Here is a 22,399-nt window from a genome sequence, read left to right as displayed (position 1 = left end):
TTCTCAGACCGTCATCGTCGGCAGTAGTTCGCCGTCGGACGGGTCCTCCTCGGACTCCGTCCCGCCCTCCGATTCGTCGTCCGCCGATCGGTGCCGTGACTCGTCGTCCCGCGACGCGTACTCCGGCGCGATGATGCACAACATGGCTCTCACCAGGCTCCCCGGCGGGGATCGAACCCGCCGCTCCGGCCGTCTGCCGGCGTCACACCGCTGTGACCGCGGGGAGCGAAAGGCCGGGACGACCCCGCCGCGGGGTCGCCGTCGGTAGTTGCCGCCGTTCACGCCTCGGCCGCCTCGGCCACGGGGACGCTCGCCGCCATGATGCCGAAGCCGTCTTCGAGGGTCTCCCGGACGGCATCGGGGTCGACCTCGTGGTCGGGGAGGACGACCCAGACCGTCGCGGTGACGCGGATGTCCGTGGCGCGGGGCGTCACGTCGGTCACGCCGGTGACCTCGGCCGTCTCGACGCCCGCCGCGTCGGCGACGACCGTCCGGACGCCGCTCTCCAGGTCCGCCATCGTGTCGCGGGGGACCCACAGGTCTATCTCCGCCGTCGCTTCCACCTGGGTAGTGGCATGGACTGCCATACGACGCCCGGCGCGAGTCGAACGCGCCGCCCGCTGCCTCCGAGGGGCGTCCGGAGCGCAGTGATGCCTCTGTCCGGCACAGCTGGCGCTGGTTCACCCTCGCGCCCGGCCGGCGAGCCGGACGAGGCCGGCCCGGACGGTCGTCGACGAGTCGGCGACCGGCCGGACGGGCGCGAGTCTGGGGGACTGAGCGTACCGTGACTGCGGTGTCGCGGGCGCGGGACCGTCGGGACTTCGGAGCCCGACATCAGGCGGGACGGACCCGTGGCCACGACCCGGTTGTCACAGGAAGAGCCGAGGTGGGCTCGAACCGACGGCCGTCACCGGACTGGGAGCCCGGGCGGCCTGCGGACCTTCACGCGGCGATGGGTTCGAGCGTGCGGTCGACCCCGCCGAACCGAACCCGCGCAGGAGTCCGCTTGCCGTTGCCCACCGGCGCATCGGTGGAGACGGCAAACCCGGCGTCGGGGCAGGCCGAGCCGTCGGCCCCTGCGGACGCCGGATACGCGCTGAGTTCGGTCATGGTCGGGATCACCGCTCACCTGGGAGCGTACCCGATACGTCTACACGGATTTATATTAAATTTTTTGCAGGTATGGCAGTGATTGACACGCGAGACCTCTCGGGAGGGTCACATTTATCCCTCTCATGGGCGAACGACGGGGTATGCAGAAACGCATCAAACGCGTCCTGAGCCGTGCTCGCTACGCAGCCATCGGCGCCGCTATCGGTGCCGGGATCGGCGGTCTCGTCGGCCGGAACGCCGCCAGTACCGGCGGCGCGCTCGGCGCCATCGTCGGCGCCACCATCGGCGAGAAGCGGGTCACCGTCGACTCGTTCATCGACGACGTGAAGGAGAAGCGCGCCGAGCGCGAGGAACTCGCGGACGACTGACCGCGGTGAGGGGCCGGCGGCTGAGCCGGCCGCTCAGACCGCTTGCTCGACGTGTGCGCGGACGACGTGCCCGCCACAGCCGCACTGTTCGACGTACTCGTAGCGGACGGCGTCGCCGAACTCCTCGTCCAGCGCCTCGTAGAGATACGCCTCCGGGTGGCCGTGGTCGCCGTGGGTGACGAGGTTGACGTGGTTTCCGGGAGCCGTGTGTTCGACGGCATCGAGCGCCTGGGAGACCACGAGCTCGCGGTCCTCCCCGTGGTGGGGTTTCTCCAGATTCGCCGACCAGGAGTTGTCGTGGACGCGGTCGGTCACCGGCTCCACGTCGTCGTGGCTGACAGACATACGGTCCCGTAGGAGTCGCTCACGCGAACCCCTGTCGCCGAACTTGTTCGGGTAGCGCGGTCGTCAGACCAGTCCGGACTCGTCGTCGTCCTCGGTCGACGTCGACTCCGCATCCGACGGGTCCCCCTGGGTCGACCGCTCGTCTCGGTCCGGGTCGTCGTCGGCGTCGGCCTCGCCGTCGTCGGGCTCCTCGACGGTGCGCTCGCGGACCTGGACGCCCTTGCCGGCGAGGTAGCGCATCTGCCGGCGGGCGAACTCCTCCTCGCGGGCGCCCTGCGTGGCGAGGACGTACATCAGCGCGCGCCCGGCCGGCCGCATCGTCCGGCCGGCGCGCTGGGTGCCCTGCCGTCGGGAGCCGCCCAGTCCCGACGCGACGATAGCCAGCGAGGCGTCCGGGAGGTCGATCCCCTCGTCGCCGACGCGGGAGACGACCAGCGTGTCAAGCGCCCCCTCGCGGAACTGCTCGAACTTCCGGGCGCGCTCGTGGTGGGGGGTGTCACCGCTGATAAAGGGCGCGTCCAGCGCCGCCGCCAGCTCGCGACCCTGATCCAGGTAGTCGACGAACACCAGCGCCTTCTGTTCGGGGTGTTCCCGGAGGATCCGCCGCGTCTCCTCGACCTTCGCCGGGTTCGAGGCGGCGATCTGTCGGCGTTCGTGGCCCTCGCTGCCGACGTACTCGTTGCGGTGGTCGTCGTCGGTCCAGGGGACGTAGCGGATCTCGACGGTCGGCTCGGCGACGAACCCCTCGTCGAACAGCGCGTCCCAGTCGGTGCCGATCGGCGGCCCGATCAGCGTGAAGATCTCCTCCTGCAGGTCGTCCTCGCGGACGGGCGACGCCGAGAGTCCGAGCCGGTGGCGCGTCTGGAGGTTCGCGCTCCGGCGGTACACGTCGCTGGGGACGTGCTGGACCTCGTCGTAGACGATCAGCCCCCACTCCCGGGAGTCGAACAGGTGACGGTGCCGATCCATCCCCGCGGTCTGGTAGGTGGCGACCGTGACGGGACGGATATCCTTCGTGCCGCCGTGGTACTCGCCGACCTGCGTCTCGTCCAGCGTCGTGTGCGCGAGCAGTTCGTCGCGCCACTGTCGGACGAGCTCGCGGCTGGGGACCAGGATGAGCGTCTCGCCCCCCACGCGCTCGACGATACCCATCGCGGCGACGGTCTTGCCGCTCCCGGGCGGTCCGACGAGCACGCCCGATTTCGTCTCCATGAACCGCCCGACCCAGTCGTGCTGGTACTCCCGGAGGTCGAGGTTCAGGGTGAGATCGAGGGGGTCCCCGGACTCCAGGTCCCGCTCGTCCTGGACGGGGTAGCCCGCCTCGTAGAGGATCCGCTTGACCTCGGCGGTGGCCTCCTCGGCGACCCAGCTCTCGGTGTCGGAGATCGGCGCCCGGAGGTGTTCGTCGCCGAGTTTCTGCCGGGCGACGTTGCCCATCAGGTTCTCCGTCGCCGCCTCGAGGACGACGTAGCCGTCCTCGTGGGTCTTCAGCGTGAACTGGTGTGCCCGCTTCCACTGGTCGCCGATCCACTCCTCCAGGTCGGGATAGCGCTGGGGTAGCACGTCCCGGACCGTCCCGATCAGCCCCTCCAGATCTTCGTAGGGCGCCTGCCACACGTCGGAGTCGTCGATCTCGTAGACGTAGCCCTGTTCGCCGTTCGTATCTACGAGTCGCGCGAACTGCGAGAGCTGGGCGCGGGTGAACTGCGCGGGCCGGTCGACGACGATCTGCCGGCGGTCGGGGAAGACGACGAAGCGCTCGCGGTCGGCGTAGTCGGTCCACTCCGCCGGGTACCACACCGTCGGGTCCTGGGACACGTCGCGGCTCACCACCGACCCCTTCCCTTCGAGGTCGGCGAGCCACGACTCGACCGCCTCGCGGGGCTGGTCGGTGTGGCGCGCGACCTCCTCGGTCGTCAACACCGGGTTGCTCGCCGCCTCGACCGCCTCGTGGAACCGGTCCAGCGACGGCTCCCCCTGGTCGTCTGTCACGCCCGCCGGTTGGCGACGGCGGGTCAAGGGGGTTTCGTCTGCGGGCGCCCGCCTCAGCCGTGTCGGCGTAGAACTACCGGTTTCAGATAATAGTTCGAAATCGATCACTCGGCTCGGCGGACGGGATCTCCTGCATAGCGACCGATATCGACCAGTTACGTGTTAAGAGACCACATTCCGTCCGCCCTGGCGGCATCCGGATGGGTCCGGTGCGGATTCGTCGCAGGCAGTGGAATGACCTAAAACCGATTATAACGGCCTGAATCCGGATCTCTACCGTGGGATCTCAGACCGTGAATCCCGGGATAAAATGAACTTAATGTGATGTTTGGGAAGAGAAGACTGCAGGATTATATTTCGACCAGTTACGAGTAGGTGACGTTGAGTTCGAGGACGTTGGCGGTTTCGAGGACGCGCTTGGGGAGTTCCTCGCGGAAGCGGTGGTCCTCGAAGCGGTGGGAGGGCCCGGAGACGGAGATGGCGCCGAGGACGCGGTCGTCGTTGCTGAGGACGGGCGCGGCGACACAGCGCAGGCCCGACAGTCGCTCCTCGTCGTCGAAGGCAACGCCGCGCTCGCGGATCTCTGCGAGGTTCTCGAACAGCTCGTCGCGGTCCGTGACGGTGCGCTCGGTCGTCTCGGGGAGGCCGTGGCGGTCGACGATCTCGTCGACGCGCTCCTCGGAGAGGTGGGCGAGGATGGCCTTGCCCAGGGCCGTGCTGTGGAGGCAGACCCGGTTGCCGACGTGTTCTTTCACGCGGACGGCGTTCTCGCCGCGGGTGCGGTAGAGGTACGTGCCCTTGCCGTGTTCCTCGACGAGCAGGTTGCAGAGTTCGCCGGTCTCGTCGGCGAGCCGGTCGAGCTCCGGGCGGGCGATCTCGAAGATCTGCGACTGGTTGCGGGCGTACGCGCCGTGTTCGAGAAAGCGGAGGCCGATGCGGTACTCGTCGTCGTCCTTGACGACGTAGGCCTCCTGCTCCAGCGTGCTCAGGTAGTTGTGGACCGTGCTCTTGGGCAGGTCCAGGTGCGTCGACAGCTCCGTCACGCCCGCGCCCCCCAGCTCCTGAAGCCCACCGATGATCCGGAACGTGCGTTCGACCGATTTCACCGTGTTCCGCGCGGTCTGCGCCATACCCGGAGTCAATACGCTCGCCCGTAATAACCGTTCTGCAATCGCAAACGGTCGTTCAGAAGTTCACTCGGGGCCGAGACAACGTTTTAGCCGCTCAGACCGTCGTGACCGGGTTCGTCAGCGTCCCGATGTCCTCGATATCGATCTCGACGAGGTCGCCCTCGCGGAGGGTGAAATCGCCCTCGGGGACGAGCGCCGTTCCGGTCATCAGAACGGTCAGGTCGGGGACGACGTTGTGTCGGGTGAGATACGAGGTCAGCTCCTCGCAGGTGCGGACCATCTCGCCGGTGTTGGTGGCGCCCTCGTAGGCGACCTCGCCGTCGCGGTGGATCTGCATCGTCATCTCCAGGTCGTGGGGGTCGTCGACCGCGCCCGCGGCGGTCACGCACGGCCCGAGCGAGGCACAGCGGTCGTACACCTTCGCCTGCGGGAGGTAGAGCGGGTTCTCCCCCTCGATCGAGCGGCTGGACATGTCGTTGCCGATGGTGAACCCGACGATCTCGCCCTGGTAGAGCACGACCGCGAGTTCGGGTTCGGGGGTGTCCCACGTGGAGTCGCCGCGGATGCCGACGTGGTCGTTCGGGCCGACGGTCCGGCTGGGCGTCGCCTTGAAGAAGACCTCCGGGCGCTCGCTCTCGTAGACGTCGATGTACACGTCCGGCTTGTCGCTCTCCTCCTGGCGGGCCTCCTCGCTGATCTGGTAGGTGACGCCGGAGGCCCACACCTCGGGCGGCTCGACGGGCAGGACCAGGTCCTCGTCGTCGACCTCGACCGGCTCGGCGTCGTCGAGGTAGGCCTCGGCGGCCTCGTCGAGGCCCTGGCGCGTCTCGTCGGACGCGAGCAGCTCGACGACCGTCGACGGGCCGTCGGGCGCGCTCGTCAGGTCGTAGGAGTCGTCCCCGTCGGACACTACCAACCGCTCGTCGTCCCCGCGCGTCACTCGAAAGTATCTCATGCTACTGAGTGTGATGACCAGCCAGTATTTAGTTTTGCCGGGCTACGGACGCGACCCCGGATCGCGAGACTGTGGTCTCGTCCGCGGCGTCGCCGGGCGCGCCCGGAACCCCGGCGACGCCTGCCGGTCCCCCGATCCGGCGTCGACCGGCGGGAGCCGCCCGCGACCGCGGCGAGGGGTACCGCCATCGCAAGAGTTTTTGAGCGTTCGAGAGAGGTGAACACACATGGACGTAGGTGTGCTGACCGTGGCACTCGGCGGCGAATCGCTCGACGACGCGTTCGCGTACCTGGCCGACCAGGGCGTCGACGCGGTGGAACTGGGCTGTGGCGGGTTCGTCGGCGACGACCACCTCCCGCGCGAGGAGTACCTCGACGACGAGGACGCCCAGGCCGACCTACAGCGTCTGCTCGACGAGCACGACCTGTACGTCTCGGCGCTGGCGACCCACAACAACCCGTTGCACCCCGACGACGAGCGGGCAGAGCGGGCCGACACCGAGCTCCGGGAGGCCATCGAACTGGCCGACCAGCTCGGCGTCGACGCCGTGACGACGTTCTCGGGCCTGCCCGCCGGTAGCCCCGCGGGCGAGGTGCCCAACTGGATCACGGCGCCGTGGCCCAACGAGCACCACGAGGCCCACCAGTACCAGTGGGAGGTCGCCGAGGAGTACTGGTCGGACCTGGCGGAGCACGCGGCCGACCACGACGTGAAGGTCGGCATCGAGATGCACCCCAACATGCTGGTCTACGAGCCGACCGGCATGCTCGAACTGCGCGAGCGCACGAACGAGTACATCGGCGCGAACTTCGACCCCTCGCACCTGTTCTGGCAGGGCATCGACATCACCGAGGCCATCCGCTTCCTCGGCGAGGAGGACGCCATCCACCACTTCCACGCCAAGGACACCAAGGTCTACGAGGCCAACTCCCGCGTGAAGGGCGTGCTCGACACCGAACCCTACACCGAGGAGCCGGACCGCTCGTGGCTCTTCAGGTCGATCGGCTACGGCCACGGCGAGGAGTTCTGGAAGGACGTGGTGTCGACGCTGCGGATGATAGATTACGACGGCGCCCTCTCGATCGAACACGAGGACTCGCTGACCTCACCGAACGAGGGGCTGGAGAAGGCCATCGACGTGCTCCAGCGCTCCGTCTTCGAGACCACCCCCGGCGACGCCTACTGGGCCTGAGGTGATCGAGATGAGTGAGCAACCTCTCTCGGTCGGCGTGCTCGGCTACCGCTTCATGGGCAAGGCCCACGCCAACGCCCTCGCGCGCCTCCCGATGTTCTTCCCGGAGGCCCCCGAAGTCGAGCGGGAAGTCATCGTCGGGCGCGACGAGGAAGCGCTGGCGGACGCGGCCGACCAGCTCGGATTCGACAGGTACGCGACCGACTGGGAAGACGTGGTCGACGAGGTGGACGTGTTCTACAACCTCGGGCCGAACAACGTCCACGCCGACCCCTCCGTCGCCGCGCTGGAAGCTGACACACACGTCTTCTGCGAGAAGCCGCTGGCGCACACGCTGGAAGACGCCGAGCGGATGCGCGACGCCGCGCGGGAGTCGGACGCCACCGCGGGCATCGCCTTCAACTACCGGTTCATCCCCGCGATCCAGTACGCCAAGCAGTTGATCGATGCGGGCGAACTCGGCGAGATCCACCACGTCCGGGGACAGTACCTCCAGGACTGGCTGGTCGACCCCGAGGCCCCCTGGAGCTGGCGCAACTCCGAGGAGCTGGCGGGCTCGGGCGCGCTGGGCGATCTCGGCGCCCACACCATCGACCTGGCACGGTTCCTCGTCGGCGACCGCGCGGGCGACATCGCGCGGCTGTCGGGCCACCTCCGGACGTTCGTCGACGAGCGCCCCGTCCCCGGCGGCGACGAGGGATCGCTCGAAGGCGAGGGCGGCGAGTCGACCGAGACCCGCGAGGTGACCGTCGACGACGCCTATACCGCCCAGGCCGAGTTCGAGAGCGGCGCGATGGCCACCTTCGAGGCCTCGCGGTTCGCCAACGGCCGCAAGAACGACCACACCATCGCTATCGAGGGCTCGAAGGGTAGCCTCTCGTTCTCGCTCGAACGGCTCAACGAACTCGAACTGCTCACCGAGGGCGACCGCGGCTTCCAGACGATCAACGTCACTGATCCGGACGACCCGTACATCGACCACTGGTGGCCGCCGGGCCACGTCATCGGCTGGGAACACACGTTCGTCCACGAGAACTACGAGTTCCTCTCGGCCGCCGCGGCCGGCGAGGACCACTCGCCCTCCTTCGAGGACGGCTACCGCGTCCAGGAACTGCTCGCCGCCGTCGAGGAGTCCGACGACGCCGGCGAGTGGGTCGACGTGTAACCGCGGCGCAACCCCGCCGACTTCTGCCGTTTTCCGCGGAACGATACGCGTTCTGCTCTCCGCGAACGGTTCCGCTCGACTGACAGGAAATTACATGATTACGAGTGTAATAATCATAACTCGGAATCGAGTAAATATTTGCGAGCGGGCGGTTTCCGTGTCGGCCGGGCGGGGACGGGAGGTAGGCCGGGTCGGGATGGCTCTGCGACGGCGGCCGGACGGTCAGGCGTCGTCGGCGAGGCGCTCGCGGAGGGTGTGGTAGGCCTCCTTGGGGCGGCGGTACTCGTCGACGATTCCTTTGTTGTTGCGGGTCCGCGGCCTGGTCATCGCCTGGCTGGGGTCGGTGAGCGTGTCGCAGAACTGCCAGACGGCGAAGCCGGCGACGTCGTCGCGCTCGCGGAACAGGTCGACGCAGTCGGCGATCAGGTCGGCCTGGTAGGACTCGGACCACTTGCGGCCCTCGTGGGTCCGGTCGCCGGGGACGGCGCCCGCGCCGAACTCGGTGACGACGACGGGTTTCTCGCCGTACTTCTCGGCGATCCCGTCGAGGAACTCGCCCCAGTCGCCGTCGCGGTACCAGCCCCAGTAGGCGTTGACCGAGAGGAAATCGCAGACCTCGAAGACCTCGTCGGTCTCGCCCTCCCAGTCGGTGTTGGAGGCGGCCGTGATCAGCCGGGAACCGTCGACCCCGTCGGCGGCCCACTTCAGCTTGCGCGTCACTTCGGAGACGGTCGGCGCCTCGTTGGCGCACTCGTTCGAGAGGCTCCAGGCGAAGATCGAGGGGTGGTGGCGGTCCCGCTCGATCATCGCCATCAGCACGCGCTGGGCGGGCTCCTTACAGGCGACGACCGACGACTCGTCGACCTGCCACATCGGAATCTCCTCGACGACGAGCACGCCCTCCTCGTCACAGAGGTCGAGGAAGCGCGGGTGGTTCGGGTAGTGCGAGCACCTGACCGCGTTACAGCCGGCGCGCTGGACGATCTCCAGGTCCCGCTCCTGGACCCGGAGCGGCTGGGCCGACCCCCACTCGGGGTGGTCCTCGTGGCGGTTGACGCCGGCGATCTCGACCGGCTCGCCGTTGACGAGGATCTCGCGGCCGTTCGTCGAGACGGCGCGAAAGCCGATCCGGTCGCGCAGGTCGTCGGCGAACACCTCGTCCTCGCGCTCGTCGGCCTGTTCGCCGCTCAGCCGGGCTTCGACCTCGTAGAGCGTCGGGTCCTCGGGGTCCCAGCGGTCGATGTCGGGCACGTCGACCGCGAGCGTCGTCGTCCGGGCGTCCATGCCGTAGACCTCGACGGACTCGGTGACCGAGGCGTCCCCGACCGAGACGGTCAGGTCGGGCTCGGCCGGGCGGGCGCCGGTGTTGTGCAGCGTCACCTCCGCCTCGACCGCGGCCTCGTCGCCGTAGAGGTCGTACTCGACCGCCAGGTCACGGAGGTACACGCTCGGCACGGTCTCGACGACGACCTCGCGGTGGATCCCGCCGTGGGGGAACCAGTCGGCGTCCTCGTGGGGCAGGGTCGTCTCCGTCCGGGTGTTGTCCGCGCGGACGACGAGTTCGTGTTCCCCCGCGTCGAGGTCCCGGGCGAGGGCGGTGAACGGCGTGTACGCGCCCTCGTGGCCGGCGACCTCCTCGCCGTCGATGTAGACCGTCGCCTCGCGAGCGACCCCGTGGAAGGTGAACAGTAGCGACCCCGGCTCCCGGATGTCGACGGTCCGTCGGTACCACGCCGGCCCGACGTAGTCGGCGTACTCGGCGTGGGCGTTCCACGAACTGGGGACGGAGATGCGGTCGGCCTCCTCGGTCGGGAACGACTCGTAGTACTCGTCCTCGCGACCCTCGTCGGCGGGGTCGGTGAGGAACTCCCACGGCCCGTCGAGGGTGCGCTGTCGCCGTTCCGTCGTCGTCTCGAACGTCCGGTGCATACCCGTCTCTCGACCACCGACGCCGAATAAACGTTGCTACCCGCGCGGGCGAAAGGTTAAGTCTGTCTGTCACTATCTACCGGCATCGATGGTCCACGATCCCCGCGATGGCGGCGAGGCCCGCGGTGGCAGCGAGGGCGGCGGTCCGAGCAGCGAGCCGACGGATTCCGGGCGAGTGGACAGGCGAGGGTTCATCTCGCTCGCGGCGACGGCCGCCGGATCGGCGCTGGCGGGCTATTCGAACGCGTCCGACGACGCCGAGACGACGACGGCCGGTCGACAGCGCGACGTCGACGGGCCGGTCGTGTCGGTGATGACCGGCGCCCAACCCAGCACGCTCGACATGGGACCGAACATGAACACGCCGGCCGGCCGACCGCACTTCGAGGGGCTCCTCCAGAGCCTCGTCCTCCCCGCGCACGCGCCGTCCGGTCGGTCGCTCACGAGCGGTCACACCTGGACGGTCGACGGGTCGGAGCTGTCGGTGCCCTGCGCCGTCGAGTCCTTCGAGGTCACCGGCGACGGGTCGGTCCGCTACCGCTTCGACGACCGGCTGACCTACTGGTCGGGCGAACCGCTCGACGGCCGGGCGTACTACCTGAGAGACCGGATCGAGTGGCTGGAGACGAACGGCGCGTTCCGGGAGGAGCCGTTCGGGGGCGAACTGGAGAGCGACACCGTGTATCGCCGTTCGCCGCTCGGGGGCCCGACGAACCCGACGGCCGCGCGGGCGAACGCCCACCCGGGGATGCCGCCGCTCCCGCCCGCCTACAGCGAGCCGTGGGTCGAACGGTTCGAGGACGCGACGACGGAGGACGCGGTCAGGCAGCGGTACCTCGACTACCGCCAGGGCAAACTGACCGCGGAGACGTTCGCCGAGGAGGGGTACGGGACCGGCCGCTACGCGGTCCGGTCGGCCGACGACGTGACGAGCGAACTGATCGAACTCCCCCACGCCCTGCGCACGAACACCGAGGTCGTCTACGCCGAACCCAGGCCGGAGTACCCCGGCCCGACCGACCGGCCGACGCTCCGGATCGTCTGCGGGGCGGCGGGGACGAGCGCGCCGCGGATGGCGGGCCTCAGTGGCGGTGGGAGCGGGGGCCGTCCGTCGGGCTCGATGTACGACCCGCGCGACTTCGTCAACGGCGACGAGATCGACTTCGGTCGGGGCGTGATCGCCGAGTCGAAGGGCGACTTCTTCCGGAAGCAAGTCCCCGACGACATCGAGCAGCTGACCACCTGGCCCAACCCCGCCGGGGGCGGGCGCCAGCTCACGTTCAACTGGGCGAGCGACCACCTCCGGCGGCTGTGGGTGCGCCGCGCCATCGTCGCCGCCGCGCCGTTCGAACGGATGCGGTTCAACCAGTACGGCCGCGGGTCGATCGAGCCCGCGTTCGACGCCGGGACGCTCGGGTCGGTCGCCGAGCGCGCGCTCGGCGAGTCGTTCGTCGATTCGCTGTACACCTATCCGCTCGCCCCGGACACGGACCTGGCGGCGCAGTGGATGCGGCGGGCCGGCTACGAGCGCGTCGAGGGGCTGTGGACCGGCCCGGAGGGGGAGGAACTGTCGCTGACGCTCTCGGTTTTCTCGTCGGAAGTCGGCGACGTGCAGACGCTCGTCGCCGGGCTGGAATCGTTCGGGGTCGCTATCGAGGTCGAACAGCTGCTCGCCGGCGGTATCTCCTACGAGGGCAACGTGGAGGCGGGCGGGTTCGACCTCCTCGTCTCGAACGTGCCCGCCGGCCGGTCGGTGCTGCCGTACTACGGCGACTGGTTCTCCGTCGGGGAGAGCTGGATGGCAATGCCGCCGATCGCCGCGGCGGGCAACCCGCTGGGGAGCTGCCGCGAGGACCCGCCGCTGGCGTCGGTGCCGGCGTCGGTGACGCTCCCGAGCGAGCCCGGCGCGCTCGCGGTCGACGGCGTCGACTACGCCGAGGCCGGCGGGACCTACGACCACGAGGCCGGCGAGACGGTCTCGATCTGCGAGGCGGTCGACCGGCTGCGGGAGGCCGGGACCGACGAGGAGGAGTTCCGCGAGGCGGCCCGGCGCTGCGCCCGCTGGTACAACTACGCGATCCCGAACTTCGCCTTCGCCCAGGACCGGGTCGGGGTCTGGGCGGAGCTGAGCGAGTTCGCGGTCGCGGCCGACGAGGAGCGCTCGCTCGGGATGAGCCGCGCGGAGCCGACGGCGCCCGTCCACTACCACGTCCAGGCGGGGACGCTCCGCCGGACGGCGGGGGCGGACGGCTGAGTCGGGTCACGGCCGCCGACGGTGCCGTAGCGAGTCGAACGCCAGTTCTTTGCACCCGGACACCGGAGGGCGCGTATGGAAATCGAACCTGTCGACGGGGCGGTGTTCATCTACACCTTCGGGGTGATGTTCAGCGCGCTCTGGCTCTCGACACCCGGGGCGCCGCCGCTGAACGTCTGGGTGTTCGTCCTGTTCGGCTTCACGTCGCTCGGCTGGACCGCCTACTTCAAGTGGAAGATCGCACCGCAGTTCGTCCCCGACGAGGACGAAGAGGAGGAGGAAGCGGAGACGCCGCGGCCGCCGACCGCCGAGGAGTAGGCGGTCGGGCGCTCCCCGTCGGCCGGGCCGCGACGGGTCGCAGCTCAGTGGACCGTCCGCTCGTCGGACGTGTCGATGTCCTCGCGCGGTTCGGTGTTGCCGCCGCCGGAGGTGGCGCGGTCGTCGCTGGGCGCCGCCCACTCGACGGCGTTGGCGAGCACGTCCTGGATCTCCTCGTTGTGGTAGACGGGGTAGGTCTCGTGGCCCGGGCGGAAGTAGAAGATCCGGCCGCTGCCGCGGCGATACGTACAGCCCGACCGGAAGACCTCGCCGCCCTCGAACCAGGAGTTGAAGACGAGCGTCTCGGGCTGGGGGATATCGAAGCGCTCGCCGTACATCTCCGCCTCGTCGAGTTCGATGCAGTCGTCGACGCCGTCGGCGATAGGGTGGCTCGGCTCGATGACCCACAGCCGCTCGCGCTCGGCGGCTTCCCGCCACTTCAGCGAGCAGGTCGTCCCCATCAGGGACCTGAAGACCTTCGAGAAGTGCGCCGAGTGGAGGACAATGAGCCCCATCCCGTCGCGGACGGCCTCGACGACGCGCTCGGCGGCCTCGTCGTCGACCTCGTCGTGGGCGGCGTGGCCCCACCAGGTCAGCACGTCCGTCGCTTCGAGCACGTCCTCGGTGAGGCCGTGTTCGGGCTCCTGGAGGGTGGCCGTCTCGGTGTCGAAGCCCCGGTCCTCCAGCGCGTCGGCGATAGCGCCGTGGATCCCGTCGGGGTAGACCTCGGCGACTGTTTCGGACTCCTGCTCGTGGACGAACTCGTTCCAGACCGTGACGCGCGTGTCGGGCATACCCGATCGGTCGCCGCCCGCACGCTTGCCCGTTCGGGTCCCGGCGAGACTGTTCGGGGACGGACGATTTATCCGGCGGGGTCGGCCGCTACCACGCGAGTGGCTCGCGAAACCGGAGAGTTACCCGACCAACCGCGCGCTTTTTGTCGGCGGTCGGCAACGGCCGCCAACCAATGACCGAGTTCGAACCCGGGTCCGATCGACCCGCCCAGCGAGTCCACGTCGACCAGGTCGGCTACCTCCCGTCGGCGCCGAAACGGGCGGTCGCCGCCGTCGACGCCGAGCGATTCACCGTCCTGGAAGTCGGGGACGGGACTGTCACCCTCTCCGGCGACCTCTCCGAGCCGGTCGAGGACCCGGACGCGGGCGAGACGGTCCGCCGCGCCGACTTCTCGGCGCTCTCCGACCCGGGGGAGTACCGCGTTGCGGTCGGGCACGGAGAGGCGGAAAGCGGCGGCCTGCGGGAAACCGCGGGCGAATCGGTCACGTTCCGTGTGGGTGCGGACGTGTACGACGGGACCCTCGCAGATACCGTCCGTCTCTACACGCTCAAGCGGTCGAACACCGCCATCGACGACCCCGTCACCGGGCTGGACGTGCCGGCCGGCCACACGCAGGACGCCGAGGCCCGAATGTACTTCGGCGACGCGTTCCGCGAGGAGGGCGACCGGCTGGACGCCTCCGGCGGCTGGTACGACGCCGGCGACTACGGGAAGTACGTCCCCCCGGGTGCGGTGACGGTCGGGCAGATGCTACTGGCGTACGAGCGCTACCCCGACGCGTTCGAGGCCGGCCAGTGCGACCTGCCGGTCGAGGGGTCGGATGCCGAGCGGTCTGAGGACCGGCTGCCGGCGGCCGACGGCGAGGCGAGCCTGCCCGACCTGCTCGTCGAGGCGAAGTTCGAACTCGAATGGTTGGAACGGATGCAGCGCGAGGACGGCGCCGTCTACCACAAGGTGGCCGCCCGCGAGTGGCCCGCCATCGACGAGGCGCCGGTCGACGACGACCGCGAGCGGTACGTCTACGGGCTGTCGACGTTCGGGACCGCCCAGTATGCGGCCGCGATGGCGATGGCCGCCCGCGTCTACGCCGACTGGGCGCCCGAGTTCGCGGATCGCGCCCTGGCGAACGCCCGGGCGGCCCACGACTACCTCGCGTCGAACCCCGAACCCGAGTTCCGCTTCGACCCGGACCAGGACGACGGCTCCGGCCCCTACCGCAAGGACACCGACCGCGAGGAGCGCTTCTGGGCGGCCGCCGAACTGCTGAAGACCACCGGCGACACCCGCTACGCCGACCACTTGGAGGTCCGATTCGCCGACCTGTTCGACGCCGCGGTGCGGGCGCCGGTCTGGGACGACACGCTCTCGCTGGGCCAGTGGGCCTACCTCACCGCCGACGCAGCCGACGACGCCCGCGCCGACCGCCTCGAAGCGGCGTTCGTCGACTACGCGGACCGTCTGGTGGCCGATATCGAGGCCGACGGCTACCGCTGCGCGCTCGACACCGAGGGCTACCACTGGGCGTCGACCAAGCTGGCGCTCTCGAAGGGCGGGATGCTGTTGCTCGCCGACGCGATCGAACCAGACGACCGCTACGTCGCGGGCGCCCTTGACCAGTTGCACTACGCGCTCGGGCGGACGCCGACCGGCTACAGCTACGTGACCGGGCAGGGCACCCACCCGCCGCGCAACCCCCACGACCGACTCGTCGAGGGAACGGGGACGTACCTGCCGGGGATGGTCGTCAGCGGCGCCAACCGCAACGGCGACGACGAGTGTCTCGCCGAGTACATCGCAGAGACCGACGCCCCGCCCGCGAAGTGCTACGTCGACGCCACGGCGTCGTACTCGGCCAACGAGTGGGCCATCGACTACACCGCTCCCATCTTCCTCCTCCTCGGTCACGCCCGGACGATGGCGGACTGATCGGAGCACCTTCCGCCCGGCCGGACCGCCCCGGCTTACCGGACCTGCGGGGCGACCTCGTCGCCGAACAGCTCCATCCCGCGCGTGCTCGGGAAGTCCGGGAAGATGAGTTGCAGTTTCCCGAAGCCGAGTTCGCGGATCGGCTCGATCTGCTCGGCGACCTCGGCGGGCGTCCCGATCAGGAAGTCGCCCTTCTCGCGGGCTTCTTCTGGGGTACTGAGCTGGTCGTCCACGTTCTCCTCCTCGCCCCACGGCAGCGGGAAGATCTCCTCGCACAGCCGGTCGAGTTCGTCGGGGTCCTCGCGGACGATGCAGTGGGCGAGCCACGACCGCTCGACGTCCGCGGGGTCGCGCCCCTCCGCTCCGAGGTACTCGTCGAACTTTCGAGCTTTGAACTCGATCGGTTTGCCCCGCGCTCGGCCCGATATCTCGACGTTCCACTCGTCAGCGTGGCGGGCGGCGAGCCTGAGCATCCGCGGGCCGGCGCCGCCGACGACGATCGGCGGATGGGGATCCTGCAGGGGTTTCGGCTCGTTGAACGCGTCTTCGATCTCGTAGTGGTCGCCCGAGAAGTCGGGTTCGGCCTCGGTGAACATGGCCTTGACCACCTGGATCCCCTCGTCCAGCATGTCGATGCGCTGGTTGACCGGGGGGAACTCGTAGCCGTAGGCCTCGTGTTCCTCCCGGTGCCAGCCACAGCCGAGGCCGAGCCGAGCGCGGCCGTCCGAGAGGTGGTCGACGGTCGTCACCATCTTCGCCAGCAGGGCCGGGTTGCGGTAGGTGATCGACCCGACGAGCGGGCCGATGTCGAGGTCCGTGCTGTGCGTGCGCTCGGCGATGGCCGACAGGAGCGTCCAGACCTCGAACTCCTCGTGGTTCGGCCCGAGCATGAAGTGGTCCGGCGCCCACAGCCCGCCGAGGCCCGCGTCGACGGCGGCGTCGACGCCCGCCATCACGGTGTCGCGGTCGACGTGCTCCAGGACCGGGGTGTCCCGGTGGACCCCCGCGCCCGCGTAGCAGCCGACCATCCAGTCGAATTGCATACGGGAGGGCTGTCTGCGAGCGACTTGAGTGTCGGGGTCGATCTGTTGTGGAAGGGAAGGGGGCGGCCGTGAGTGTTCTCGATAGCGGGCGCTGAAAGCCCTCGGCCCGCTCGCTAGTAGTAATCGCGACCGCACTCGACGGTGAGTGCTGAAAGCCCTCGGCCCGTTCGCTAGCAGGAGACGCTACCGCACTCGACGGTGAGTGCTGAAAGCCCTCGGCGCGCTCGCGGTCGCTGAGCGGGATACCCTCGCTTCGCTCGGGTAGTGCCCGCTCAGACGACTACATAAACGCGAGCACGCCTCGCCCTTTCAGTCCGCCAGGAAACGCACAGCACCGCGACGGAAACCGCCCCGCACAGCACCGCAGAGGGCCACGAGCCTCCCCAGCCGATTCGCTCTCTCGCTACGCTCGCTCGCTCATCCCTCGCGCGGCTACGTCGCGCGCATGAAAGCGCGCGACAGCACGCGCCGACAGCACCGCAGACAGTACCGCTCAAACCGAATACCTCCTCAGATACACCGGAGCCGAACCGGCCGCTTATCGGTCGAGTTCGACGCTCGTCGCGCTACCGCCGTACTCGACGGTCGCGTCGGGTTCCGCTGGCTCGACTCCGGCCCCCTCAGCCTCGTCGACCACGACCACCTCGAAGTCGCGTTCTTCCACGAGCTCCGGGAACGACCCCTCCCGGTCCTCGACGGTCAACTCGCCGGCGGTGTCGTCCCAGCGGATCGGGGTGAACGCGTACTCGCCGTCCTCGTAGTCGTAGCCGTCGCCGGCGTCCTCGTAGGCGTCGAACTCGCCGTCCCGACCCGGGTACACGCGCAGTTCCCACGGAGCGTCCGGTTTCTCGCCGGTGTGCTGGATTTCGGGCCCCATTGGGACGATGCTACCGGCTTTGACGAACAGCGGCAGCTTCTCCAGGGGCGCGTCCGCGAGAATCGTCTGCCCCCCGTCGTAGCGCTCGCCCGTCCAGAAGTCGTACCAGTCGGTGCCTTCGGGGAGGTACACCTCCCGCGCCTCGGCCTTTCCGTCCAGTTCCTCGGAGTCGGGTCCGTAGTACATCGGTTCGGTGACCGGACAGACCAGCAGGGAGGGCCCGAACATGAACTGGTCGGCCACGTCGTGGGCGGCCTCGTCGTCCGGGAACTCGACGGCGAGGTGGCGGTACATCGTGTAGTCGCGGTGGGTTTCCCAGCCCGCCAACGAGTACAGATACGGTAGCAGGCGATACCGCAGGCGGTCGAATTTGACGAGCGTGTCGTACGTGCGGTCGCCGGGCTCGCCGAAGCGCCACATCTCCCGGGGCGTGTCGGTGCCGTGCGATCGGAACATCGGCAGGAAGGCGCCGTACTGGAACCAGCGGACGTACAGCTCCCGATACCCGAGGTCGTCGACGCCGTCGTCGAAGTCGCCGTCGGTGATCCACGAGGGACCGTCGCCGACGAAGAAGGCGCCCACGTCGAGCGTCCACTTCGGGTTCCCGGCGGCGGTGAACTGCAGGCCGTCGGCGATCTGCTTGCGGTAGCGCTCCCACGTCGCCTCGATGTCGCCCGACCACGTGATCGCGCCGTAGCGCTGCTGGCCGGGATATCCCGAGCGAGTGAGGTTGATGACGCGTTTGTCCTCCGTGGCCGCGCGCTGGCCCTCGTACATCCCCTTCGCCTGGTGGAGCGAGTAGGTGTTGATGTAGCCCGGATCGAGGACGCGCTTGAACGCGTCCGTCGTGTGCTTGGCGAGCGCGAACGGGTCGGGCGCCGTCGGCAGGGTCCACGTCGGGTCGTACGGCTCGGTGGAGTCACACCACCACGCGTCGACGCCGTGGTCGAACAGCCCCTCTTTCGCCTGGTTCCAGTAGATGTCCCGCGCCTCCCCGGAGAAGGCGTCGTAGTACCGCTGTTCGTTGCCCGGCGCCGGCACGTCCGCGTCGTCGAGGATGTGCCCGGCGTCGCGCATCTCGTCGTAGTTCTCCCCCGCCAGCATGTTCGGCCAGATGGAGACCATCAGCCGGACGTTGCGCTCGTGGAGCGCGTCCATCGTCGCCGACGGGTCGGGGTACCGGCCGGGGTGGAACGACTTCTGACCCCACTGGCCCCAGTCGCCGGCGGGACCGCCCCACTCCTCGAAATCGGGGTGGTGATCCGCCGTGTCGGGCCAGTACTGCCAGTCTTGCACCACGCAGTCGATGGGGACTTCGCGATCGCGGTACTCCTCGACCACTTCCACGAGCTCCTCGCCGGTCTCGTAGCGCTCCTTGGACTGGACGTAGCCGTAGGACCACTTCGGGAGCATCGTCGCCTCGCCGGTGAGCTCGCGGAAACCCGCGATCACCTCGTCGGGGTCGCCGGCGACGACGAACACGTCCAGCGCGTCGTCGCACTCCGTCCAGACGTACGAGCCGTGCTGGTCGTCGTGGAACGTCGTCAGCGACCCCGTGTTCCACAGCATCCCGTAGCCGCTGGTCGACAGGATGGCCGGCATCGCGACCTTGGTGTTGCCCTGGTAGAGGGTCTGGGCCTCGCCGCTGTAGTCGGCCACGCCGCCCTCGTGCTGTCCGAGGCCGAGGATCGCCTCGTCGTCGTCGAACTCCAGGTCGAGCCGCGTCGAGTAGGCCTCGCGGTCGAGCGTCTCGCGGGGGCTCGCGACATCGTGGTCGCCGACGGTCAGGTCTTCCGGCGAGACGGGAACGAGCGACTTCCCGCCGTCGTCGGGTTCCCGGACCAGCAGGTCCCCGTCGGCGTCGCGCCACGTGAGTGCGCCCGTCTCGCGGTCGAGTTCGACGCGCAGGGCGTCGGTGACGAGTTCGTACTCGTTCTCGCGCTCGATCAGGTCCCACTCGCCGTCCGGGTCCTGTTCGACGACCATCGGGCTCTCGGGGTCGGGAACGGACTCGCCGGCGGTGTAGACGAGCCGGACGACGTCGTCGGCGAGGACCTGTAGCTTGAGGCGGCGCTCGCCCGCGTCGAACAGCGGGCCGTCGGCGTCCCGTCGGAGGGCGGTCACGTGCATGAGCGCACCCTCAGCCGGACCGGCCTTGAGGATTCCCCTCACGGCGGGCCGCTCCGGGAACCCCCGCACGTTTCACGATGGATCCGTCGCACTACCGGCTCGCCCCGGAATCACGAGCGAGAACGCCCCCGGTATCTTTATCGGGGAGTGCTCGCCTGTTCGGGGTATGGCAGACGACGACAGACTGCGCGACGTCGCGGACGAACGGGACTTCAAGATCGGCGCCGCCGTCGCGGCCCGGCCGCTGCGGACCGACGCCGGCTACAAGAAGACCCTCCGCAACGAGTTCAACTACGTCACCGCCGAGAACGCCCTGAAGATGGGGCCGCTCCGGCCGGACCCCGGCGTCTACGACTTCAACGACGCCGACGCGGTCGTCGACTACGCCCGCGAGCACGACCAGTCGGTCCGCGCCCACACCCTCGTCTGGCACAACCAGACGCCCGAGTGGTTCCAGGAGTGGGACTACACGACCGAGCAACTGGAGGACTTCACGCGCGAGCACGTCCACACGACCGCGGGCCGCTACCGCGACACGGTCGACACCTGGGACGTGGTCAACGAGGCCGTCGCCGACGACGGGACGATGCGCGAGAACCTCTGGTACGAGGCGATGGGCGAGGAGTACCTCGACAGGGCCTTCCGGTGGGCGGACGAGGTCGCCCCCGACACCGACCTGTACTACAACGACTACGGCGCCGACGGCGTCAACGTCAAGTCCGACGCCATCTACGACCTCGTCGAGCGGATGCTCGACCGGGGTGTCCCCATCGACGGCGTCGGTCTCCAGATGCACGCGCTCCACGAGAAGCCCGGGATCGACTCCGTCGCCGAGAACATCCGCCGGTTCAAGGACCTGGGCCTCGACGTGGAGATCACCGAGTTCGACGTGGCCTACCTGCCCGACGACGACCCCGGCGACAGGGAGGCCCGCTGGGAGAAGCAGGCCGACTTCTACCGCGACATCACCGAGGTCTGTCTCGACGAGGGCGTCGACACGATGATCGTCTGGGGCGTCCGCGACTCAGACTCGTGGATCCCCAACTGGTTCGAGGACCTCACCGGCGATCCCCTACTCTTCGACTCCGGCAACGACCCCAAGCCCGCCTACCACGCTATCAAGGAGACGCTCGCGAACTACGAGGCGTAGCGAGCGGCAGGATAGCGGTTCTCTCGACGCTATTTTCGGTTATTCTCGGTCGAACGTAGTCGTTCGGTTCAGTGTGCGTAGTGCTCGAAGTCCCGTTGTCAGTTTCGTTGTCGCGAGAAGATATTTACTCGCTATCCCTCACTACAACCCATGAACCGAAAGCGGGCCGGCATTGCTGTTGTAATCCTCCTCGGTGCCGCGTTCCTGTATGGCGCAGTTGCACCGCCGACGCTCGGCTCAGTAGCGACCGATCGCAGTATTCTGCTACAAAACGATCGCGAGCGGGATGTCACACTGACGGTGACCATCGAGTACCAGTCTTCGAACATCTATCGGGAGACGCTCACCGTTGCCGCTCACTCGAAAGTGGAAGCGGCGAACGTGTCGGCGAATCCGCTGCATATCGGCCTTCAGCACGTTACAGCGACCGTAACTGACCCCAGCGGCGGGTCGGCCAGTCTACGGCTGGCCGTCAGTGATTGCTACGGACCTGCGTATTTCATTTACGAACCGAATGGGGAGATTGTGACGATCCCCCACAGTGTCGCCTGCTAGACCCTCCGTTTCGGTCCTCCGTCGGCCGTAGTAGTATCCGCGGGCCTTTCCGCCGCGCGGAGACTCGGGTGATAAAAGAGCGGTCGCTACAGCTCGATACGCCCGCCGTCGTCGCCGGACTCGTAGATGGCGTCGGTGAGCCGCATATCGTAGTGGCCGTGTTCGCCGTCGGGGCCGATCTCCAGGTCGGTCAGGACGCCCGTCGCGAAGTAGTCGAACTCCTCGACCATCTCCGATGGTTCCTCGACCTCGACGACCTGTTCCTCGCCGCCGGCGCGGACGGTGATCGTCCGGTCGGCGTCGACGTTGAACGGTTCGTCGACCCGGATCCGCCCGTGGGTCCCGCCGACCTCGAAGTAGTTGTCGCCGGCGACCTGGTAGCCGGTGTCGCACTCGGCGACCGCGCCGTCGGGGAACTCCATCGTGAACGCGCAGTACTTCTCCAGCCCGTCGAACTCCGGCGGCCCCTCGACGGTGGTCGCGTGGACGGCCTCCGGGTCGGCGCCGAGGACGAATCTGGACGTGTTCAGCGGGTAGACGCCGAGGTCCATGAGCGGTCCGCCGCCGGCAAGGTCGGGGTTGAGCCGCCACTGGTCCATGTCCTCGCCGGCGGCGACGAGATTGTAGGAGAACGCGCCGCGGGTGTGGACGGGGTCGCCGACGGCGCCGTCCTGCACCACGTCGCGGAGCCACCGGATCGACCGGGTCGCGTGCATCCGGTAGGCGGTCATCAACTCGACGCCGCCTTCTTCGCAGGCCTCGACGCACTTGCGGGCGCGTTCGCCGTTCGCCTCCAGCGGCTTCTCGCACAGCACGTCCTTCCCCAGTTCCGCGGCCGTCTCGACGTGCGGGAGGTGCAGGGCGTTGGGCGTGCAGACGTAGACGGCGTCGTAGGCGTCGGCCGCCTCGCCGTCGGCGTAGTCGTCGTAGGTCAGCGCGTGGGCGACGCCCTTCTCGTCGGCGACGCGCTCGGCCTTCTCGCGGTCGCCGCTGACGACGACGGTCGTCTCGCAGTAGTCGGACTCCTCGATGGCCGGGATCGCAACGTCCGGGGCGAACCAGCCGAGCCCGAGGACGGCGAACCGGACGGGCCCCCCGTCCACCGGGCGGCTCCAGTCGCGCTCGTCGAACGAACTCGGTACGTCGATGTCCATACGACGA

20 protein-coding genes are annotated in these 22,399 nt (G+C 68.8%); 8 read left to right on the top strand and 12 right to left on the bottom strand.

Going from position 1 to position 22,399, the window contains the following annotated elements; translation table 11 throughout:
• Window positions 1-3: 3 nt before the first annotated feature.
• The 3 genes from ACMGFI_RS16265 to ACMGFI_RS16255 form a co-directional block, all read right to left on the bottom strand.
• Window positions 4-144: a hypothetical protein gene (locus tag ACMGFI_RS16265; RefSeq protein ID WP_436910897.1), complete on the bottom strand. Its 141-nt coding sequence runs from the start codon at window positions 142-144 to the stop codon at window positions 4-6.
• 134 nt (window positions 145-278) lie between these two features.
• Window positions 279-587 (bottom strand): hypothetical protein, encoded by a 309-nt coding sequence (locus ACMGFI_RS16260; protein ID WP_436910896.1) that lies wholly within the window; start codon window positions 585-587, stop codon window positions 279-281.
• Window positions 588-942: 355 nt separating this feature from the next.
• Complete coding sequence (locus tag ACMGFI_RS16255) at window positions 943-1,110, bottom strand: hypothetical protein (protein WP_436910895.1); 168 nt, start codon at window positions 1,108-1,110, stop codon at window positions 943-945.
• A 143-nt stretch (window positions 1,111-1,253) separates the two neighbouring features.
• Here ACMGFI_RS16255 and ACMGFI_RS16250 point away from each other — a divergent pair, with 143 nt between their 5' ends.
• Complete coding sequence (locus tag ACMGFI_RS16250) at window positions 1,254-1,481, top strand: hypothetical protein (protein WP_436910893.1); 228 nt, start codon at window positions 1,254-1,256, stop codon at window positions 1,479-1,481.
• A 33-nt stretch (window positions 1,482-1,514) separates the two neighbouring features.
• Here ACMGFI_RS16250 and ACMGFI_RS16245 read toward each other — a convergent pair whose 3' ends face one another.
• From ACMGFI_RS16245 to ACMGFI_RS16230, 4 genes are all read right to left on the bottom strand, one after another.
• Window positions 1,515-1,826 (bottom strand): CGCGG family putative rSAM-modified RiPP protein, encoded by a 312-nt coding sequence (locus tag ACMGFI_RS16245; RefSeq protein ID WP_436910892.1) that lies wholly within the window; start codon window positions 1,824-1,826, stop codon window positions 1,515-1,517.
• A 63-nt stretch (window positions 1,827-1,889) separates the two neighbouring features.
• Window positions 1,890-3,845 (bottom strand): DEAD/DEAH box helicase, encoded by a 1,956-nt coding sequence (locus ACMGFI_RS16240; RefSeq protein WP_436910891.1) that lies wholly within the window; start codon window positions 3,843-3,845, stop codon window positions 1,890-1,892.
• A gap of 338 nt (window positions 3,846-4,183) precedes the next feature.
• Entirely contained in the window at window positions 4,184-4,948 is a 765-nt protein-coding gene (locus tag ACMGFI_RS16235) for an IclR family transcriptional regulator (RefSeq protein WP_436910890.1), read from the bottom strand.
• Between the two features lie 94 nt (window positions 4,949-5,042).
• A complete protein-coding gene (locus tag ACMGFI_RS16230; RefSeq protein WP_436910889.1) occupies window positions 5,043-5,903 on the bottom strand; it encodes a fumarylacetoacetate hydrolase family protein in 861 nt (286 codons plus the stop codon).
• A gap of 226 nt (window positions 5,904-6,129) precedes the next feature.
• On the opposite strand from ACMGFI_RS16230, the gene ACMGFI_RS16225 reads away from it, so the two are divergent.
• Entirely contained in the window at window positions 6,130-7,095 is a 966-nt protein-coding gene (locus tag ACMGFI_RS16225) for a sugar phosphate isomerase/epimerase family protein (RefSeq protein ID WP_436910888.1), read from the top strand.
• 10 nt (window positions 7,096-7,105) lie between these two features.
• The gene (locus ACMGFI_RS16220; protein ID WP_436910886.1) at window positions 7,106-8,260 is read left to right on the top strand and encodes a Gfo/Idh/MocA family protein; all 1,155 of its coding nucleotides are present in this window, start codon (window positions 7,106-7,108) and stop codon (window positions 8,258-8,260) included.
• A gap of 222 nt (window positions 8,261-8,482) precedes the next feature.
• On the opposite strand, the gene ACMGFI_RS16215 is transcribed toward ACMGFI_RS16220, so the two are convergent.
• Window positions 8,483-10,189, bottom strand: a complete 1,707-nt coding sequence (locus tag ACMGFI_RS16215) for a glycoside hydrolase family 2 protein (RefSeq protein WP_436910885.1) — start codon at window positions 10,187-10,189, stop codon at window positions 8,483-8,485.
• An 88-nt stretch (window positions 10,190-10,277) separates the two neighbouring features.
• Between ACMGFI_RS16215 and ACMGFI_RS16210 the strand changes: the two genes are divergently transcribed.
• A complete protein-coding gene (locus ACMGFI_RS16210) occupies window positions 10,278-12,443 on the top strand; it encodes a periplasmic substrate-binding domain-containing protein (protein ID WP_436910884.1) in 2,166 nt (721 codons plus the stop codon).
• A 75-nt stretch (window positions 12,444-12,518) separates the two neighbouring features.
• The gene (locus tag ACMGFI_RS16205; RefSeq protein ID WP_436910882.1) at window positions 12,519-12,761 is read left to right on the top strand and encodes a DUF8074 family membrane protein; all 243 of its coding nucleotides are present in this window, start codon (window positions 12,519-12,521) and stop codon (window positions 12,759-12,761) included.
• Window positions 12,762-12,805: 44 nt separating this feature from the next.
• Here ACMGFI_RS16205 and ACMGFI_RS16200 read toward each other — a convergent pair whose 3' ends face one another.
• Window positions 12,806-13,555: a ThuA domain-containing protein gene (locus tag ACMGFI_RS16200; protein ID WP_436910880.1), complete on the bottom strand. Its 750-nt coding sequence runs from the start codon at window positions 13,553-13,555 to the stop codon at window positions 12,806-12,808.
• Window positions 13,556-13,728: 173 nt separating this feature from the next.
• Here ACMGFI_RS16200 and ACMGFI_RS16195 point away from each other — a divergent pair, with 173 nt between their 5' ends.
• Window positions 13,729-15,483, top strand: a complete 1,755-nt coding sequence (locus ACMGFI_RS16195) for a glycoside hydrolase family 9 protein (protein ID WP_436910878.1) — start codon at window positions 13,729-13,731, stop codon at window positions 15,481-15,483.
• 35 nt (window positions 15,484-15,518) lie between these two features.
• On the opposite strand, the gene ACMGFI_RS16190 is transcribed toward ACMGFI_RS16195, so the two are convergent.
• Together ACMGFI_RS16190 and ACMGFI_RS16185 are read right to left on the bottom strand one after the other, a co-directional pair.
• A complete protein-coding gene (locus ACMGFI_RS16190; RefSeq protein ID WP_436910876.1) occupies window positions 15,519-16,526 on the bottom strand; it encodes an LLM class flavin-dependent oxidoreductase in 1,008 nt (335 codons plus the stop codon).
• 538 nt (window positions 16,527-17,064) lie between these two features.
• Window positions 17,065-19,533, bottom strand: a complete 2,469-nt coding sequence (locus tag ACMGFI_RS16185) for a glycoside hydrolase family 31 protein (RefSeq protein WP_436910874.1) — start codon at window positions 19,531-19,533, stop codon at window positions 17,065-17,067.
• Between the two features lie 166 nt (window positions 19,534-19,699).
• Here ACMGFI_RS16185 and ACMGFI_RS16180 point away from each other — a divergent pair, with 166 nt between their 5' ends.
• Entirely contained in the window at window positions 19,700-20,683 is a 984-nt protein-coding gene (locus ACMGFI_RS16180; RefSeq protein ID WP_436910872.1) for an endo-1,4-beta-xylanase, read from the top strand.
• Window positions 20,684-20,833: 150 nt separating this feature from the next.
• Window positions 20,834-21,238 (top strand): hypothetical protein, encoded by a 405-nt coding sequence (locus ACMGFI_RS16175; RefSeq protein ID WP_436910870.1) that lies wholly within the window; start codon window positions 20,834-20,836, stop codon window positions 21,236-21,238.
• Between the two features lie 86 nt (window positions 21,239-21,324).
• On the opposite strand, the gene gfo6 is transcribed toward ACMGFI_RS16175, so the two are convergent.
• The gene (gene gfo6 / locus ACMGFI_RS16170; RefSeq protein WP_436910868.1) at window positions 21,325-22,392 is read right to left on the bottom strand and encodes a D-xylose 1-dehydrogenase Gfo6; all 1,068 of its coding nucleotides are present in this window, start codon (window positions 22,390-22,392) and stop codon (window positions 21,325-21,327) included.
• Between the last annotated feature and the right edge of the window lie 7 nt (window positions 22,393-22,399).

It is taken from the genome of Halosimplex marinum (genome assembly GCF_051414075.1).
Classification (GTDB): Archaea; Halobacteriota; Halobacteria; order Halobacteriales; family Haloarculaceae; genus Halosimplex; species Halosimplex marinum.
Note: the sequence above shows the minus strand (reverse complement) of the source record. Positions and strands in the feature narration are given on the sequence as shown.